Raw genomic sequence first — 15,278 nt, 5'->3', positions numbered from 1 at the left:
ACGAGTCGTGAACGCGACAGCAACGCGAAGCAAACTCCAGCCGTTCGGCCACCCGGCTTACCTGCCCAGATCGCGGAGTGATCATGGCCCTGCTGCGCTGAGTAATCATCGGGCGGCACCTGCGAGGCGCATCGCGGGTCGTCCTCGTCGGGCAGACGCCTTTCATTCAACGGCGTACGGCATGGAAGTGATCGGTTCAGCGGACCGACGTGTTGCCCGCTGTGTTCACTGATTGCGACGGCCGGGGAATTGTTTCAGTGCAGCCCGGCGTGGCCGTTCGGCTGAGCGCCCGCCTCCGGAAAGCGTTGTCGCCGTCCACCGGGTAACCCGAACATGTGCACCGATTGATGCGGTGCGCCGGCCGGTCCGCCGCGGGCTCCGATGTCCGAGCGGACCATTGAGGACCAGGCTGCTCGGCACGGTCCGGCATCCAATCGGCGCGGCCACCACACCGGACGGAGCCCCGGCACTCCTCGGCATCCACCCCGGGCCATCCACGCCCCGGTCCACTCAGGCGGATCCGGCAACCACCGCGTCACGGATGAGGGTCCGCAAGCCCTCCATCGGGTCCCCGTCGCCCGCGCCGAGCCCGCGGCCACCGTCAGTCGGCGAGCACCTGCGAGATCCGCCGACCGGTGACCCGCCGCACCACTTCTCCGGCGAGCCAGCCGAACATCCACGCGTGGTACGCGACCTGCTCGCCGGGCGCCCAGCGCGGCTCGGCGGCGCACATCCGCTCCCACGAACGCCAGGTGCCTGATCATGGCCGCACGACAGCGCCCGTACGCGGGTCGGGTGGTCCCGCCGGCCGGCGTACCCGGTAGGTTGCCGGCATGGTGGAGGCGGCGGCCGGCAGGGTCGTGGAGATCTGGACCGACGGGGCGTGCAGCGGCAATCCCGGCCCCGGTGGCTGGGGGGCGCTGCTGCGCTGGGGCGACCACGAGCGGGAGCTGTGCGGCGGCGAGGCGACGCCGACCACCAACAACCGGATGGAGCTGACCGCGGCGATCCGGGCGCTGGAGAGCCTGACCCGACCGGTCACCGTCCGGCTGCACACCGACAGCACGTACGTGCGCAACGGCATCACCGGCTGGCTGGCCTCGTGGAAGCGCAACGGTTGGCTGACCGCCGCGAAGCAGCCGGTGAAGAACGCCGACCTGTGGCAGCGGCTGGAGGCTGCCTGCGCCCGGCACGACGTGACCTGGCTCTGGGTGAAGGGGCACAACGGTCACCCGGAGAACGAGCGGGCCGACGCGCTGGCCAACCGGGGCATGACCGAGGCCCGGGCGGAGGCCGCCGCCGTCCGGTGAGGCGGCGGGTTGTGTCGAAGCCCGTCGATGGGTAACGTAGCGGATCGATGTCGTTACCGACAGTCGCCGTTCGGAGGTCTCCGCGTGACCCCTGCCGCCCTGACCGACCTGCCGCTCTGGCCACCGCTCAACCTGACCCGCGACCCGCTCGTCCCGCTGGACGCGGGGGAGCGGCGCCGCTTCGCCGGGCCGGTCACCCGGGTCCGGCTGCCCACCGACGCGACCGCCTGGCTGGTGACCCGGCACGCCGACGTCCGGCAACTGCTGCGCCATCCGGGCTTCAGCGCCGACCTCACCCGGCCCGGTTTCCCGCTGCTGCGCCGGCTGGCCCCCGGGGCGCTCGGCGACCGGCGCGGCGGCTTCATCCGGATGGACGGGGCGGAGCACGCCCGGCTGCGCCGGATGCTCACCGCCGAGTTCATGATCAAGAACGTCCGGCGGATCGAGCCGCTGATCCGGCAGACCGTCGACCGGACCCTCGACGACCTGCGCGACGCCGGCCCGCCGGCCGACCTGGTGACGACGTTCGCGCTGCCGCTGCCGTCGATGGTGATCTGCCACCTGCTCGGCGTTCCGTACGCCGACCACGACTTCTTTCAGGAGCGCAGCCGCACCCTGATCGACCGCGACGCACCGCCCGAGCGGGTCCGGCGGCACGTGCAGGAGCTGCGCGACTACCTGCAACGGCTGGTCGAGGCGAAGGTCGCCGCCGGTGACCGCACCGACGACCTGCTCAGCCGGTTGGCCCGGGACCGGGTCGACACCGGCGAGCTGGCCGTCGACGAACTCGTCGGCATGGCGGTGCTGCTGCTCATCGCCGGCCACGAGACGACCGCCAACATGATCGGGCTGAGCACCCTGCTGCTGCTGCGCCACCCCGCCCGGTACGCGGCCCTGCGCGACGATCCGGGGAACGCCGACGCGCTGGTGGAGGAGCTGCTCCGCTACCTGACCATCGTGCGGACCGGCCTGCCCCGGCTGGCCACCGAGGACGTGGAGATCGGCGGGCGGCTCATCCGGGCCGGCGAGGGGGTGATCGCGGTGCTGTCGACCGCGAACCGCGACCCGGCGGTCTTCGACCGGCCCGAGGAGTTCGACCCGTACCGGGCGGCGCAGCAGCAGCTCGCGTTCGGCTTCGGGGTGCACCAGTGCATCGGCCAGCCCCTGGCCCGCGCGGAGCTGCGGATCGCGCTGGTGGAACTGGCCCGCCGCTTTCCCCGGCTGCGCGTCACCGCGACGGCGGGGCGACTGCCCACCCGGGACAGTTCGGTCGTCTACGGCCTCGGCGCGCTGCCGGTGACCTGGTGAAAGGCGCGCCGGTGCCGCTGCGGGTCCGGGTGGACCGGGACCGCTGCTGCGGCTCGGGCAACTGTGTGCTGACCGCGCCGGAGGTCTTCGACCAGGACGACGCCGACGGGTTGGTCCTGCTCCGGTTCACCGCGCCGCCGCCGGAGGTGGGCGAGCGGGTCCGGCGGGCGGCCGGCCTCTGCCCGGCCGGCGCGATCAGCCTCGACTGACGGCCCCGGCCGGCCGCCGGGTCACTCCTCGGGATTGGGAAGCTCGCCGGTGCCCGAGACGGCGTCGACGTCGTAGCCGGCCCGGCTGGTCTCCCGAGCGGGTCGCGCCTCCTCAGCCGGGAGGTCGGCGAAGTCGTCGCCGGTGTCGTCGGTGGTGCGCAGGGAGTCGCCCGGTGGTCGCAGCGACGCCTCGTACGCGGTCGCGCCGTCGGGTTCGTCGGTCGCCGCGCGGCCGAAGGAATTCTCACTCGTCATTGTCGCCCTCCTGCCCGCGTCCGGCGACGGCAAACGTCGTCCGCTTGGGCCCGGTCAGCGGGTCGCGTCGGGGTGCCCGGGCATGCTGGAGCCGCCCGAGCTGCTGCCCGAGGCGCCGCCGGCTACCCCGGAGCCGTCGTCCTCGGTGACCAGGTCCGGCTTCGGTGCGCCGTCCTCCGGCGCCGGGACGTCGGTGTCCGCCCCCACCTGGACCAACCGGGCCTGACCGGCCTCGTCCTCGGCGTGCGCCGGATCGACCGGTTGCTTGCCCTGCCGTGCCCGATATCCCACGGTCGCCTCCCTGGTGCCGCCGGCCGCCGACGTGGTCATGACGGCGGCAGTTCCGGCTACCCGACGGCACCGCCGCGAAACGTCACCGCCCGTGGCGGCGGTATCGGGTCAGCGCCGGCGGCGCGTGTCCGGGCGTCCGGTCCGGGGGCGGGTCGGCGTCACCGTGAGCGACCAGTGCGCGGGGCGGCGCAGCGCCGCCGGCAGCGCGGTGCGGTGATCGCCGCGGGCCGCGTCGAGCTGCGACTGGTGCAGGAAGAGGCAGCGGCTCAGGTCGGCCCCGCGCAGGTCGGCCCCGCGCAGGTCCGCGCCGGTCAGGTCGGCCGCGCCGAGGTCCACGCCGCGCAGGTCGGCGCCGATCAGGCAGGCGCCGCGCAGGTTCGCCCCGGCCAGGTCCGCCCGGCGCAGGTCCACCCCGATCAGCACCGCCCCGCGCCGGTCCGCGCCCGCGTGGCCGGCGCGGGCCCGCTCGCCGGCCTGGGAGAGGAGCGCGTTGACCCGACCCCGGTGGGCGTCGACGTCGAGGGCGAGCAGTTCCTCCGGGGTGCCGTCGGTGAGCCGCCCCATCTCCGCCAGCGCCCGGGTGAGGTCGTCGCGCAGCGGACCGGGCGGAGTCAGGGCCAGCGCCTCGGTCAGATGCCAGAGCAGTTCGTGCAGCGGTCGCATCACCGCGAACGTGTCGAACATCCGGCGCGCGGTCGCCGGGTCGGTCCGCCAGTCCCGCCCGCCGAAGGTGACCTGGGCGACCTGCTGCCCGGCGCCGAAGCAGTCGAACACCGTGCAGCCGGGGAAGCCGCGCTGGCGCAGGTCGCGGTGGATGCCGCAGCGGGAGTCCGGCCCCAGGTTCGGGCAGGGCTGCCCGGCGGGCTTGTCGAGCGCGAAGTCGGCGGAGGCGGCGAAGGCCGGCGCGACGCAACAGATGCCGAAGCAGCGCGCGCAGTCGGCGCGCAGCTCCCGCCCGGCGGTCGCCGACGACTGCTGTTGCGCGATGTCCGACACGCTGAACCGATCTCCCGCTGCTCCGAGTTGCTGAGGGTGCGCGCGGCGAGGGGGCCGCGACCGGACCCATTCTCCGCCCACCGGCCGGTCGCGGTCCCGGCGGCCCGGGCACCAGGGCCGGTCGTGGCCTCCGTTCGCCCACGCCGTCGCCCCGGATCTTCGTATCGTGACCGTAACCGGCACGAAGGGCGGCGGAATGGACGAGCAGGCACGGGAGCAGGCGCTGCTCACCGCCCTGACCACCGAGCACTTCGTGCTGCAGACCTCTCGCGGCGCCACGATCGCCGAGTCGGTCGGCCGGGCCACGGTGTTCCTGACCATGCTCTCCGCCGCGCTGATCGGACTGGGTTTCGTCTCGTCCAGCGGGCAGTTGCTCAAGCCGTACCTCGGCGCGGTGGTGCCGACCCTGGTGATCACCGGCTTGTTCACCTTCGGCCGGCTGGTGCAGAACATGGTGGAGAACTCGCTGGATCTCCAGCGCATCCAGCGCATCCGCGCCTACTACCACCGACAGTTCGCCGGCGATCACGACTTCTTCGCCGACGCGGTCCTCGGTGGGGACCCGCAGCGCGCCGTCTGGGCGGCGGTCGGCACCCGGCCGGGCCGCTGGCATCTGCTGCTCACCACGGCAGCGATGGTCGGTGCCGTCAACGCGCTCCTGATCGGGTTGGGCGCCACCCTGTTAACCCGGGTGACGGGTGGTGCACCGACGGTGGCCGTCGCGGTCGGGGTGGTCGTGGCGCTGGTGGCCTTCGCCGCGCAGGTCGCGTACATCCAGCGGGCCTCCATCTCGCTGGTCAGGTGAGCGCCGCACTATGGCGGCGCCCGCGCGGGCGCGGGCGCCGCGTACCGGTCAGAAGTCGAACAGCGCGCCGGTGCCGCGCCGCAGCGTGCAGCGGTTGTCGAAGGTCCGGCTGTACGACACCGGCCGGTCCTGCCAGAAGCCGACGGCGCGCACGGTGAGCGGGGCGTGTTCGAGGGTGCACGGCCCCGGGTCCACGTCCAGGGCGGCGAGGTCGCCGTCGACCCGCGCCACGAGCCGGCAGGCGGTCGTCGGGTCCGGGTGCAGGCCGCCGGCCGGGCCGCAGACCAGCACGGTGGCCCGGGACCCGGCGGTCCCCGAGTCGACGGTCAGCAGCAGCACCGAGGGCGTCTCGGGGCCGGGGCGGGGAGCCGCCTCGGCCGGCCGCGGGTGCGGGGCGGCCACGGCGGCCAGCCCGCCGAGGGTCGCGGCCAGGGCGAGCGCGGTGGCGTGTCGGGCGAAGGGCATGGTGACGTCCTTCCGTCGGGGCCCCGGGTGGGGGCCGGCTGCGGCCCGACCGTCGTGCGGCCTGGCCGTGGCAAACCCTAAGTGGACGGTGTGAACGCGAAACGTCACGAACTGTTACGCGGTCGCGCCGCCACAGACCCACACAGCCGGCCTCCACCCCACCACCGCAACCTCAGATTGACCGCCACTCGTCAGAAGGAAGAGCAGACGCCTGCGGGCCCATCAGCAGCATCCCCCCGTCCACCACCCACGACGCCCCGGTCACGTACGCGGCCGCGGGCGAGGCGAGGAACGCCACCACCGCGGCGATCTCCCGCGCGTCCCCCGGCCGCCCGACCGGCACCCCCGGCCGCTCCTGCGTGAACGGGTCGACGTCCTCCTGCCCGGTCATCGGGGTGGCGATCTCCCCGGGCGCCACCGCGTTGACGGTGATCCCGTCCGCCGCCAGCTCCTGGGCCATCACCTTGGTCAGCAGCCCGAGCCCGCCCTTCGCCGCGCAGTACGCCGACGAGCCGACCCGGGGCGCGTGCTCGTGCACGCTGGTGATGTTCACGATCCGGCCGCCGGCGCCGGCCGCGCGCATCCGGCGGGCGGCCCGCTGCGAGCAGAGGAACGGGCCGTCCAGGTCGACGCTCAGCACCTCCCGCCACTGCTGCCACGCCACGTCGACGAAGGGCGTGGCCATCCCGGTGCCGGCGTTGTTGACCAGCACACCGATCCCGCCGAGCCGGTCGGCCAGGTCGTCCACCACCGCGGCGGCGTCGGGCAGCCGGGTCAGGTCCAGCTCGGCGACCTCGCAGCGGCGCCCGGTGGCGCGTACCTCGGCGGCGGTGCGCCCGGCGCCGTCCGGGTCGCCGTACCAGGTGATGCCGATCTCGAAGCCGGCCGCGGCGAGCGCCACCGCCGAGGCCTTGCCGATGCCGGAGTCCGCGCCGGTGACGACGGCGGTTCGGGGGTAGTCCTCGTATCGCTGCGGCATGCTGCCGCACTACCCTGACCGGACGAGCTCAACCAGGTCGGGTGTAACCGCCCCGGACCGGGGTAGCCGGGCGACATGGAGCTGGTCGAGGAGTCGCCGTACCGGTTCCGGATCGACCGGCACGATCCGATGCGGGTTCCAGGCGTGGTCTTCGCCTCCCGGTCGCTGTTGCCGGACGCCGGGGCCGACAAGTCGCTGGATCAGGTGGCGAACGTGGCCACCCTGCCCGGCATCGTCGGCGCCTCGTACGCCATGCCGGACGTGCACTGGGGTTACGGCTTCCCGATCGGCGGGGTCGCGGCCACCGACATCGAGGAGGGCGGGGTGGTCTCGCCCGGCGGGGTCGGCTTCGACATCTCCTGCGGGGTGCGGCTGCTCGCCGCCGACCTGGACCGTGCCGGCCTGCGGCCCCGGCTGGACGCGCTGATGGACGGCCTCGGCGAGGCGACGCCGCGCGGCATGGGCAAGGGCGCGGTGTGGCACCTGACCGACCGCGCGGAACTCGACGCGGTGCTGCGCGGGGGCTCCCGCTACGCCGTCGAGCGCGGGTTCGGCGTCCAGCACGACCTGGACCGGTGCGAGGACTACGGCGCGGTCGACGACGCGAACCCGGCGCAGGTGAGCGAGCGGGCGGTGGAGCGCGGCGCGCGCCAGGTCGGCAGCCTCGGCTCCGGCAACCACTTCCTCGAGGTGCAGGTCGTCGAGGACGTCTACGACGAGGCCGTGGCCAGCGCGTTCGGGCTGCGGGCCGGCCAGGTCTGCGTCATGATCCACTGCGGGTCGCGCGGCCTGGGCCACCAGATCTGCACCGACTACGTCCACGAGATGGAGAAGGTGATGCGCGGGTACGGCATCCACGTGCCCGACCGGCAGCTCGCCTGCGCCCCCGTCTCGTCCCACGAGGGGCGGGCCTACCTCGGCGCGATGGCCGCCGCGGCCAACTACGCCCGGGCCAACCGACAGCTGCTCCACCACGCGGCCCGACAGGTCTTCCACCGGGTCACCGGCAGCGACCTGGACCTGGTGTACGACATCTCGCACAACCTCGCCAAGATCGAGACACACCAGGTGGACGTCGCGCCGCGCCGGCTCTGCGTGCACCGCAAGGGCGCCACCCGGGCGCTGCCGCCCGGCCACGCCGACCTGCCGGACGACCTGCGCCGGGTCGGTCAGCCGGTGCTCATCCCCGGCTCGATGGGCACCGGCTCGTACGTGCTCACCGGCGTCCCCGGCGCACCGGCGTGGGCTTCCACCTGCCACGGGGCCGGTCGGGTGCAGAGCCGCAAGCAGGCCACGAAGGCGGTACGCGGGCACGACCCGCGGCGCGAGCTGGAGGCGCAGGACATCGCGGTGCGCGGGGCGTCCCGGCGGGGGCTGGCCGAGGAGATGCCGGCCGCGTACAAGGACATCACCGCCGTGGTGGCCGCGGCCGAGGGCGCCGGACTGTGCCGGCGGGTGGCGCGCCTCGTCCCCATCGGCGTGGTGAAGGGCTGAGGCGGCCTCACACGTCCAGCGTCACCGCGCCGGACCAGCCGTCCCCGTCAGGGCCGAAGCGCAGCTCGTGCAGCGACACCGCCTTGGGCACCGCGCCGACCAGCTCCACCGCGTCCGTGCCGGTGGTACGCCAGCGCACCGTCAGGCCGCCGTCGTCGGCCGCCCGCACCTCGGTGCTGAGCGGCAGCTCGCCCTCCGTCTCCATCCGGAAGATCACTTCGTCGAGTACGCCCACCAGTAGGTCCGGGTCGTCGCCCGGCGGGACGTGGAACTCCCCCGTGGCCTCGGAGACCGCGCCGGTGAAGTCCACGAAGGTGTCGACCAGCGCGGTGACCGCCTCCGCGACGCACCCCTCCCGGTCCGGCGCCCACGCCTCGATCCGGACGTCGGCGGTGTGCGGCACCATGCGGTGCCCCCGCGGCGGTCGTCGCTCCATGCCCCGATCATGCCGCCCGGCGCGGCCGGTCACGGTGAATTGTCGGCGAACGCCCGCCGGCTGCCGGCCGGGGAGATCAGCCCGGCCGAGTTCGAGGAGCTCACCGGTGGCGACGCCGGGCCGACCCGCCCGGATCCGCGGTGGTGGGCCGGCCAGTGAGGGGCTCAGAGCACCGCCGGCAGGTCGAACGCGGGGAACAGCGCGTGGCCGAAGGTGGTGATCTCGGCGATCCGCCCGTCCCGCACCCGCAGCACGTCCAGCTTGAACGCGCGGAAGACCGGGTCGCCGGGTCGCCGCAGGTAGCTCGCGGCGGCCGGCAGCCGGTTGGCGTACGTCGGCAGCAGCCGCCAGTCGCCCTCCCGTTCCGGCCCGAAGGCCCGTTCCAGCAGCGGCGCGATGTTCGCGACCCCGTCGAAGCACATCGGCGCCGGCGGCATGGTGATCCGGAGGTCCGGCGCCGCGGCGGCGAGGGCGGCGGTGGCGTCGCAGCGTTCGTGGGCGTCGATGAACTGGGCCAGCAACTCCCGTTCCCGCTCGTCGGCCGGGTTGGCCGCCCAGTCCGCCCGCCGCGCCGGCAGGTGGGCCTGCAGGGTGGCCCGGGCCCGCTGGAGAGCGCTGTTGGCCGCCGCCACGCTGGTCTCCAGCAGCTCCGCCGTCTCCGCCGCCGACCAGCCGAGCACGTCGCGGACCAGGAAGGCGGCCCGCTGCCGGGCCGGCAGCACCTGCATGGCGGCGAGGAACGCCAGCTCGATGGTCTCCCGGGTCACCGCCACCGTGTCCGGCTGCTCGTCGCCCGGCGCCACCCGGTCCAGCAGCCGGTCCGGGTACGGCTGCAACCACGGCACCTCCGCGTACGACCGCACGGCGCGCGGCTGCCGGCCGGTGCGGCGCAACAGGTCCAGGCACACGTTGGTGGCGATCCGGTAGAGCCAGGCCCGGGGCTGCGTGCCGTCGAAGCCGTCCCGCCCCCGCCACGCCCGCAGGTACGTCTCCTGGACGGCGTCCTCGGCGTCGTCGAAGGAGGCGAGCATCCGGTAGCAGTGCACGTGCAGCTCGCGCCGGTGGCGTTCGGTGAGCGCGGCGAAGTCCGGGTCGGTCGGCGCGGGGTGCAGGTCGGCGGTCACGCTGCCGCCGCCCCGACCCGGCCGACCTCCTGGACCAGCCACTCGTTGCCGTCCGGGTCCCGCAACGACAGGAAGGAGCCGTAGTCCCGCCGCTCCGGGTCCGGCCCGGGGGTCTGCACGCCGCCCGCCGTGAAGTGGAAGACCTCGCTCGGCTTCGCGCCCCGGTCCACCAGTTCCGCCCGCGCCGCGTCGATGTCCCGGACGACCAGGTGCAGGCCGCTCACCGAGCCCGCGGCGTCCGGCTTGCGCATCAGCGCGATCGAGCAGGCGGAGCCGGGCGGGGTGAGCTGCACGACGCGGAAGTCCTCGCCGGCGGAGTGGTCCACGTCCAGCCGAAACCCGGTCTGGTCCAGGTAGAACGCCTTGGCCCGGTCCACGTCCGAGACGGGCACCACGACGAGTTCGAGCTTCCAGTCCATGATCGGCCTCCCTGGCCTCGGTGACGGCTGCCGTGACGTACAACGCCCGGTCGGTCGGCGACTCATCGGTGTTCCGATGAGAATGTCACCTCGCCGCCCGCTGACGGGTCGTACCGGGTGCAGCGACCAGACACGGGAGGGGACGATGTGGACCCGCAGGAACAGATCCGACAGGTGTACGCCGCCTCGGCGGCCCGCCTGGTGGCCCAGGTGTACGCAATGACCGGCGACTACGCCGAGGCGCAGGACGTCGTAAAGGAGGCGTTCGTCCGGGCCCTCGCGAGGCCCGGCCAGCTGCGCCAGGTCGACAACCCGGAGGCCTGGCTGCGGACGGGGCCATGCTACCGGAGCGGGTCTGCTACACCGGCAGGGTCTCCAACCTGCTCGCCCCGGCGCTGCGGATCGGCTGGGTGCTGGTGCCGCCCAGGTACCACGCGGCGCTGGTGGCCGGCAAGCGGATGGCCGACCTCGGCAATGCGGCGTTGCCCCAACTCGTGCTGGCCGAGTTGATGGACTCCGGCGCGCTGGAACGGCACCTTCGGCTGCTGCGGCGCCGGCACGTCCGCCGGCGGGACGCGATGATCCGGGCGATCGGGCGGCACCTGCCCGGGGCGGTGGTGCACGGCGCCGCCGCCGGCCTGCACCTGCTGGTCACCCTCGACCCGGGGCTGTCCGACGTGGACCTCGCCGCCGCGGCCCTGCGGCGGGGCGTCAAGGTGCAGCCGCTGTCCTGGCACGGGCAGCGACCGCAGCCCCCCGGCCTGGTCCTCGGCTACGCCGCGAACGCCCCCGGCGACATCGAGCGGGGGGTCGCCATTCTCGGCGCCACCCTGCGCGGGCTGCGTTGAGGCGGGCCGGCACGCCCGCGCCGCCGCGACCGGCCGGTCAGCCCACCGCGGGCGCGAGTTGCGTCGGCGCGTAGAGCGCGGCCAGCGCGGCGGCCGTGTCGGCGAGGCGGGCGCGCAGTTCGGCGGGGGAGACCACCTCCACCTCGGCGCCGAGCCGGAGGAAGTCGCCGTGGGCGTGGGTGAGCGACTCGATCGGCACCACCGCCCGCACCCAGCCGGCGTGGTCCGGCGGGCCGGCGCTGCGGTCGACGGCGGCGACCACCGCGTCGCTGCCGATCTCCCGCAACCGGTCCCGGCCCCGCGGGGAGAGCCGGATGGTCGCCTCGTCGCGGTGCAGCCGGGCCCGGAACTCCACCACGTGCGCCCGCCACCAGGCCGGCAGGTCGAAGTCGGCGGGCCGGCCGAAGCTCTCGTCCAGGGTGGTCAGGTCCAGGATCTGGTTCACCCGGTACGTGGCCGGCTCGGCGCGCTCGGGTCGGGCGGCTACCACGTACCAGCGGCCGCCCTTGAGCACCAGGCCGTACGGCTCCAGGGTCCGGGTCACCTCGCCCCGCCAGCTCCGGTAGCGGACCCGGATCCGGTGCTGCCGCCAGACCGCGTCGGCGGTGGGGGACAGGTGCGGGGACGGGTCGCCGTCGGAGTACCAACCGGGGGTGTCCAGGTGGAACCGCTGCTGGAGCTCGGCGGCCCGGTCGGCCAGCGGCGCCGGCAGCGCGGCCCGCAGCTTGAGCTGGAGGGTGGCGACGACCGACTCGTAGCCCAGCTCGGCGGCCGGCCCGGGCAGTCCCGCGAAGAGCAGCCGGTCCGCCTCCTCGGCGGTGAGCCCGGTCAGCCGGGTCCGCCAGCCGTCGACCAGCCGGTAGCCGCCGGCGTGCCCGGCCTCGCCGTACAGCGGGATCCCGGCGGCGTGCAGCGACTCGACGTCCCGGTAGACGGTCCGGACGGAGACCTTCAGCCGCTGCGCCAGCTCGGCGGCGGTGAGCCGGCCGTGGGTCTGGAGCAGCAGCAGGATCGACAGGAGACGACTGGCCCGCATCCACTGACAGTAGCTGTCAGGGGAGTGGTTGTACCGTCCCGGCATGGCATTTCGCGACAAGGAGTTGACCGTGCCCGGGACCGTCGAGGTCGCCGGCCGGCACGTCAAGCGCTACCACATCGACCAGCCCGACCACCGGCTCGAACCCGAGGTGGTGACGGCCGCGTACGCCTACCTGCCCCGGCTGCTGCCCGGGCCCGACGGCGGCACCCCGCCCGCGAGCTGGGTGGTGCTGCACCGGGGCGCGGACAGCGGCGCCTACCTGCTGGCGTACAGCTGGTTCTGGGACAACGTGGTGGAATGCCGCATCGCGGTCGCCGGCCAGCCCGCCCTGGACTGCCCGGACGACGACCCGGCGCACTTCGTGCCGATGCCCCGCCCCGGCGTGGGCTGCGTCTGGGAGCTGGGCGTGCTGGAGCACGAGCGGAGCGCCTGGGTCCGCCACATCCTCGCCCCCGACCGGCCCGACCTGGCCGGCTACCTGGCCGACAGCCGCACCGAGGGGCCGGTGGGATTCTGATGGGCGACTTCGACTTCCTGGCGGGCACGTGGGACGTGACCAATCGGCGGCTGAGGCAGCGACACGTCGGCAGCGACGAGTGGGACGAGTTCCCGGCGACCTCGGTGGCGCACCGGTTCTTCGACGGCGCCGGCAGCTTCGACGAGATGCGCTGCCCCAGCCGGGGTTTCTCCGGCTCGACCGTGCGCATCCTCGACCCGGCGACCGGGCTCTGGTCGATCTACTGGATGCACAGCCGGCGCGGGATCCTGGAGCTGCCGCCGGTGGTCGGCCGGTTCGTCGACGGGGTGGGCACATTCTTCGCCGACGACAGCGACGAGGGGCGGCCGGTCCGGTGCCGGTTCATCTGGTCGGGGATCACGCCGACCTCCTGCCGTTGGGAGCAGGCGTTCTCCACCGACGGCGAGCGCACCTGGGAGACGAACTGGATCATGGACTTCACCCGAGCCGGCGGCGAGCCGGATCAGGCCGGCGGCGGGCAGGTCGTTCGGTAGATCGCGGTCAGCCAGACCTCGAGCAGGACGTCCACCACGTCCCGCTCGGCCACGGCCGGGCCGTCGCCGGCGAAGGTGGCGTACCAGACCCGTTCGTTCATGGAGTTCAGCGCGATGGCGAGGTCCCGGGCGGGCAGCCCGTCCGGGGCCGCGCCGCGCCGGCGTTCCCCCTCGATGGCGGTCTCGACCGCGTGCACCCAGCGCTCCAGCACGGCGGCCCAGAGCTGGCGCACCTCGGCGTTGGTGCCGCGCACCTGGGCGCAGGCGAGCACCACCGCGCGATGGCCGCCGAAGGTGGCGTGGAACCGGCCGATCAGCTCCCGCCAGCGGGCCTGCGGGTCCTCGGCGAGCCGGTCCAGCACATCGCCCGCGGCCGCGTCCGCCTCCTCGATGACCCGGTCGAGCAGGGTGAGCAGCACCGCGTCCTTGGACCGGAAGTAGAAGTAGAACGTGGGCCGGGAGATCCCGGCCCCCTTCGCCAGGTCGTCGATGGAGATGTCGCCGAAGGCGCGCTGCGTCAGCAGCCGTTCGGCGGTGGCGAGGATGGCCAGCTCCCGGTCGTCGCCCGTCGAGCGGCCCGGTCGCCGCCCGCGCGTCGGCGCGGCCTGGGCGGGCGTACGGGCGGTGGTCATGACGGCTGATGTTACACCCGCTCGACACCGTGTCGAGTCGACTCGACAGGGTGTTGACTGGCGTCGACGGCGGTGGATAGTGTCCGGTCCACTGCCCCGGCGAATGGGAGATTTCATGGCCTCCGACCACGTCGACGTGCTCATCGTCGGTGCCGGGCTCTCCGGCATCGGCGCCGCCGTGCACCTGCGGCGCAACTGTCCCGAGAAGACCTACGCGGTGCTCGAGGCCCGCGGGGCCATCGGCGGGACCTGGGACCTGTTCCGCTACCCGGGCATCCGCTCGGACTCCGACATGTACACCCTCGGCTACTCCTTCAAACCGTGGACCGACCCGAAGGCGATCGCCGACGGCGACTCCATCCGCGCGTACGTCCGGGACACCGCCCGCGAGTACGGCGTCGAGCAGCACATCCGCTTCCACCACCGGGTCCTCCGCGCCGAGTGGGACAGCGCCCGCGCCCGCTGGACCGTGCACGCCCGCCGCGACGACACCGGCGAGGAGGTCGTGCTCACCTGCACCTTCCTCTTCACCTGCTCCGGCTACTACCGCTACGACGCCGGCTACACCCCGGACCTTCCCGGCGTCGACCGGTACGCCGGCCGGCTCGTGCACCCGCAGCACTGGCCCGAGGACCTGGACTACACCGGCAGGCGGGTGGTGGTGATCGGCAGCGGCGCGACCGCGGTCACCCTGGTGCCGGCGATGGCCGAACGGGCCGCCCACGTCACCATGCTGCAGCGCTCACCGACGTACGTCATCGCGCTGCCCTCCCGTGACGTGCTGGCCGACGCGCTGCGGCGCTGGCTCCCCGCGAAGGCCGCGTATTCGGTGGTGCGGTGGAAGAACGTGCTGCTCGGGGTGGCCAACTTCCAGCTCAGCCGGCGGGCCCCCGGCGTGGTCAAGAAGCTCCTGCGCCGCGCCGCCAAGGGTCGGCTGCCGGTGGGCTACGACATCGACCGGCACTTCTCACCCCGCTACAACCCGTGGGACCAGCGGCTCTGCGTCGTCCCCGACGGCGACCTGTTCGACTCGGTCACGGCCGGGCGGGCGGCGGTGGTGACGGACACCATCGACACCTTCACCGAGCACGGCATCCGGCTCACCTCCGGCGCGCAATTGCCCGCCGACGTCGTGGTCACCGCCACCGGCCTCAACCTCCTCGCCCTCGGCGGGATGACCCTGGCGGTGGACGGGCAGGAGGTCGACCTCGCGGGGACCGTCGCGTACAAGGGCATGATGCTCTCCGGCGTGCCGAACTTCGCCATGACGATCGGCTACACCAACGCCTCCTGGACGCTCAAGGCCGACCTCGTCGCCACGTACGTCTGCCGGCTGCTGCGCCACCTCGACGCCACCGGCCAGCAGATCGTCACCCCGGTCGCCCCGACCTCCGGCGAGCTGGCGCCGATCATCGACCTGAAGTCCGGGTACGTGCTGCGCGCGGTCGACCAGCTGCCCAAGCAGGGGCCGGTGGCGCCCTGGCGACTGCACCAGAACTACCCCCGCGACGTGCTGCTGATGCGGCACGGCCGGCTCACCGACGAGGGCGTCCGCTTCTCCCGCGCCGGCGCGCCGACCGACTCCCCGGCCGGGTCGGTCGCCGACCCCACCGTGGACATGCCCGCCGACACCCCCGTCGCCTGAGGAGAGAGGAGC

General features: G+C 74.0%; 21 protein-coding genes and 1 pseudogene. 11 read left to right on the top strand and 11 right to left on the bottom strand.

What is annotated here, in order from left to right; genetic code table 11:
• Window positions 1-601: 601 nt before the first annotated feature.
• Complete coding sequence (locus ACFOYX_RS32430) at window positions 602-733, bottom strand: serine hydrolase (RefSeq protein ID WP_322438610.1); 132 nt, start codon at window positions 731-733, stop codon at window positions 602-604.
• 100 nt (window positions 734-833) lie between these two features.
• On the opposite strand from ACFOYX_RS32430, the gene rnhA reads away from it, so the two are divergent.
• The 3 genes from rnhA to ACFOYX_RS32415 all read left to right on the top strand — a co-directional run bounded on the left by rnhA (window position 834) and on the right by ACFOYX_RS32415 (window position 2,827).
• The gene (gene rnhA / locus ACFOYX_RS32425; RefSeq protein ID WP_322438609.1) at window positions 834-1,310 is read left to right on the top strand and encodes a ribonuclease HI; all 477 of its coding nucleotides are present in this window, start codon (window positions 834-836) and stop codon (window positions 1,308-1,310) included.
• 84 nt (window positions 1,311-1,394) lie between these two features.
• Window positions 1,395-2,618, top strand: coding sequence for a cytochrome P450 (locus ACFOYX_RS32420; RefSeq protein WP_322438608.1), 1,224 nt, complete (start codon window positions 1,395-1,397; stop codon window positions 2,616-2,618).
• A complete protein-coding gene (locus ACFOYX_RS32415) occupies window positions 2,615-2,827 on the top strand; it encodes a ferredoxin (RefSeq protein WP_377534684.1) in 213 nt (70 codons plus the stop codon). Before ACFOYX_RS32420 ends, ACFOYX_RS32415 begins: the two co-directional genes overlap by 4 nt.
• A 21-nt stretch (window positions 2,828-2,848) precedes the next feature.
• Here ACFOYX_RS32415 and ACFOYX_RS32410 read toward each other — a convergent pair whose 3' ends face one another.
• The 3 genes from ACFOYX_RS32410 to ACFOYX_RS32400 all read right to left on the bottom strand — a co-directional run bounded on the left by ACFOYX_RS32410 (window position 2,849) and on the right by ACFOYX_RS32400 (window position 4,360).
• Window positions 2,849-3,082: a hypothetical protein gene (locus ACFOYX_RS32410; protein WP_109805903.1), complete on the bottom strand. Its 234-nt coding sequence runs from the start codon at window positions 3,080-3,082 to the stop codon at window positions 2,849-2,851.
• A 54-nt stretch (window positions 3,083-3,136) separates the two neighbouring features.
• Window positions 3,137-3,373: a preprotein translocase YidC gene (locus tag ACFOYX_RS32405; RefSeq protein ID WP_109805911.1), complete on the bottom strand. Its 237-nt coding sequence runs from the start codon at window positions 3,371-3,373 to the stop codon at window positions 3,137-3,139.
• Between the two features lie 108 nt (window positions 3,374-3,481).
• Window positions 3,482-4,360 (bottom strand): pentapeptide repeat-containing protein, encoded by an 879-nt coding sequence (locus ACFOYX_RS32400; protein ID WP_322438822.1) that lies wholly within the window; start codon window positions 4,358-4,360, stop codon window positions 3,482-3,484.
• Window positions 4,361-4,535: 175 nt separating this feature from the next.
• Between ACFOYX_RS32400 and ACFOYX_RS32395 the strand changes: the two genes are divergently transcribed.
• Complete coding sequence (locus ACFOYX_RS32395) at window positions 4,536-5,174, top strand: hypothetical protein (protein ID WP_322438607.1); 639 nt, start codon at window positions 4,536-4,538, stop codon at window positions 5,172-5,174.
• A gap of 48 nt (window positions 5,175-5,222) precedes the next feature.
• Here the strand turns inward: ACFOYX_RS32395 and ACFOYX_RS32390 are convergent, their stop codons facing one another.
• Together ACFOYX_RS32390 and ACFOYX_RS32385 are read right to left on the bottom strand one after the other, a co-directional pair.
• On the bottom strand, window positions 5,223-5,639 hold the full coding sequence (locus ACFOYX_RS32390) for an SSI family serine proteinase inhibitor (protein ID WP_322438605.1): 417 nt from the start codon (window positions 5,637-5,639) through the stop codon (window positions 5,223-5,225).
• A 172-nt stretch (window positions 5,640-5,811) separates the two neighbouring features.
• Complete coding sequence (locus ACFOYX_RS32385) at window positions 5,812-6,618, bottom strand: SDR family oxidoreductase (RefSeq protein WP_322438604.1); 807 nt, start codon at window positions 6,616-6,618, stop codon at window positions 5,812-5,814.
• Between the two features lie 75 nt (window positions 6,619-6,693).
• On the opposite strand from ACFOYX_RS32385, the gene ACFOYX_RS32380 reads away from it, so the two are divergent.
• Window positions 6,694-8,112 (top strand): RtcB family protein, encoded by a 1,419-nt coding sequence (locus ACFOYX_RS32380; RefSeq protein ID WP_322438603.1) that lies wholly within the window; start codon window positions 6,694-6,696, stop codon window positions 8,110-8,112.
• A gap of 7 nt (window positions 8,113-8,119) precedes the next feature.
• Here ACFOYX_RS32380 and ACFOYX_RS32375 read toward each other — a convergent pair whose 3' ends face one another.
• The gene (locus tag ACFOYX_RS32375) at window positions 8,120-8,548 is read right to left on the bottom strand and encodes an archease (protein ID WP_322438602.1); all 429 of its coding nucleotides are present in this window, start codon (window positions 8,546-8,548) and stop codon (window positions 8,120-8,122) included.
• A 9-nt stretch (window positions 8,549-8,557) separates the two neighbouring features.
• On the opposite strand from ACFOYX_RS32375, the gene ACFOYX_RS32370 reads away from it, so the two are divergent.
• Window positions 8,558-8,707: a hypothetical protein gene (locus ACFOYX_RS32370; RefSeq protein ID WP_322438601.1), complete on the top strand. Its 150-nt coding sequence runs from the start codon at window positions 8,558-8,560 to the stop codon at window positions 8,705-8,707.
• Window positions 8,708-8,712: 5 nt separating this feature from the next.
• Here ACFOYX_RS32370 and ACFOYX_RS32365 read toward each other — a convergent pair whose 3' ends face one another.
• The gene (locus ACFOYX_RS32365) at window positions 8,713-9,672 is read right to left on the bottom strand and encodes an RNA polymerase subunit sigma-70 (protein WP_322438600.1); all 960 of its coding nucleotides are present in this window, start codon (window positions 9,670-9,672) and stop codon (window positions 8,713-8,715) included.
• A complete protein-coding gene (locus ACFOYX_RS32360) occupies window positions 9,669-10,091 on the bottom strand; it encodes a VOC family protein (RefSeq protein WP_322438599.1) in 423 nt (140 codons plus the stop codon). Before ACFOYX_RS32360 ends, ACFOYX_RS32365 begins: the two co-directional genes overlap by 4 nt.
• A gap of 219 nt (window positions 10,092-10,310) precedes the next feature.
• On the opposite strand from ACFOYX_RS32360, the pseudogene ACFOYX_RS32355 reads away from it, so the two are divergent.
• Together ACFOYX_RS32355 and ACFOYX_RS32350 are read left to right on the top strand one after the other, a co-directional pair.
• A pseudogene (locus ACFOYX_RS32355) lies at window positions 10,311-10,364 on the top strand (hypothetical protein); the annotation flags it as partial.
• Window positions 10,365-10,429: 65 nt separating this feature from the next.
• Window positions 10,430-10,939, top strand: a complete 510-nt coding sequence (locus ACFOYX_RS32350; protein ID WP_322438831.1) for a hypothetical protein — start codon at window positions 10,430-10,432, stop codon at window positions 10,937-10,939.
• 37 nt (window positions 10,940-10,976) lie between these two features.
• Here the strand turns inward: ACFOYX_RS32350 and ACFOYX_RS32345 are convergent, their stop codons facing one another.
• On the bottom strand, window positions 10,977-11,975 hold the full coding sequence (locus ACFOYX_RS32345; protein ID WP_322438598.1) for a WYL domain-containing protein: 999 nt from the start codon (window positions 11,973-11,975) through the stop codon (window positions 10,977-10,979).
• Window positions 11,976-12,018: 43 nt separating this feature from the next.
• On the opposite strand from ACFOYX_RS32345, the gene ACFOYX_RS32340 reads away from it, so the two are divergent.
• Both ACFOYX_RS32340 and ACFOYX_RS32335 read left to right on the top strand, forming a co-directional pair.
• Window positions 12,019-12,495, top strand: coding sequence for a hypothetical protein (locus ACFOYX_RS32340; protein ID WP_322438597.1), 477 nt, complete (start codon window positions 12,019-12,021; stop codon window positions 12,493-12,495).
• Window positions 12,495-12,989: a hypothetical protein gene (locus ACFOYX_RS32335; RefSeq protein WP_322438596.1), complete on the top strand. Its 495-nt coding sequence runs from the start codon at window positions 12,495-12,497 to the stop codon at window positions 12,987-12,989. Before ACFOYX_RS32340 ends, ACFOYX_RS32335 begins: the two co-directional genes overlap by 1 nt.
• On the opposite strand, the gene ACFOYX_RS32330 is transcribed toward ACFOYX_RS32335, so the two are convergent.
• The gene (locus ACFOYX_RS32330; protein ID WP_322438595.1) at window positions 12,959-13,621 is read right to left on the bottom strand and encodes a TetR/AcrR family transcriptional regulator; all 663 of its coding nucleotides are present in this window, start codon (window positions 13,619-13,621) and stop codon (window positions 12,959-12,961) included. The genes ACFOYX_RS32335 and ACFOYX_RS32330 overlap by 31 nt on opposite strands.
• A 115-nt stretch (window positions 13,622-13,736) precedes the next feature.
• Here ACFOYX_RS32330 and ACFOYX_RS32325 point away from each other — a divergent pair, with 115 nt between their 5' ends.
• Window positions 13,737-15,266, top strand: a complete 1,530-nt coding sequence (locus ACFOYX_RS32325; protein WP_322438594.1) for an NAD(P)/FAD-dependent oxidoreductase — start codon at window positions 13,737-13,739, stop codon at window positions 15,264-15,266.
• The last annotated feature ends 12 nt before the right edge of the window (window positions 15,267-15,278 follow it).

The sequence above is a fragment of the Micromonospora sp. GCM10011541 genome (genome assembly GCF_042650725.1).
Classification (GTDB): Bacteria; Actinomycetota; Actinomycetes; order Mycobacteriales; family Micromonosporaceae; genus Micromonospora; species Micromonospora sicca.
Note: the sequence above shows the minus strand (reverse complement) of the source record. Positions and strands in the feature narration are given on the sequence as shown.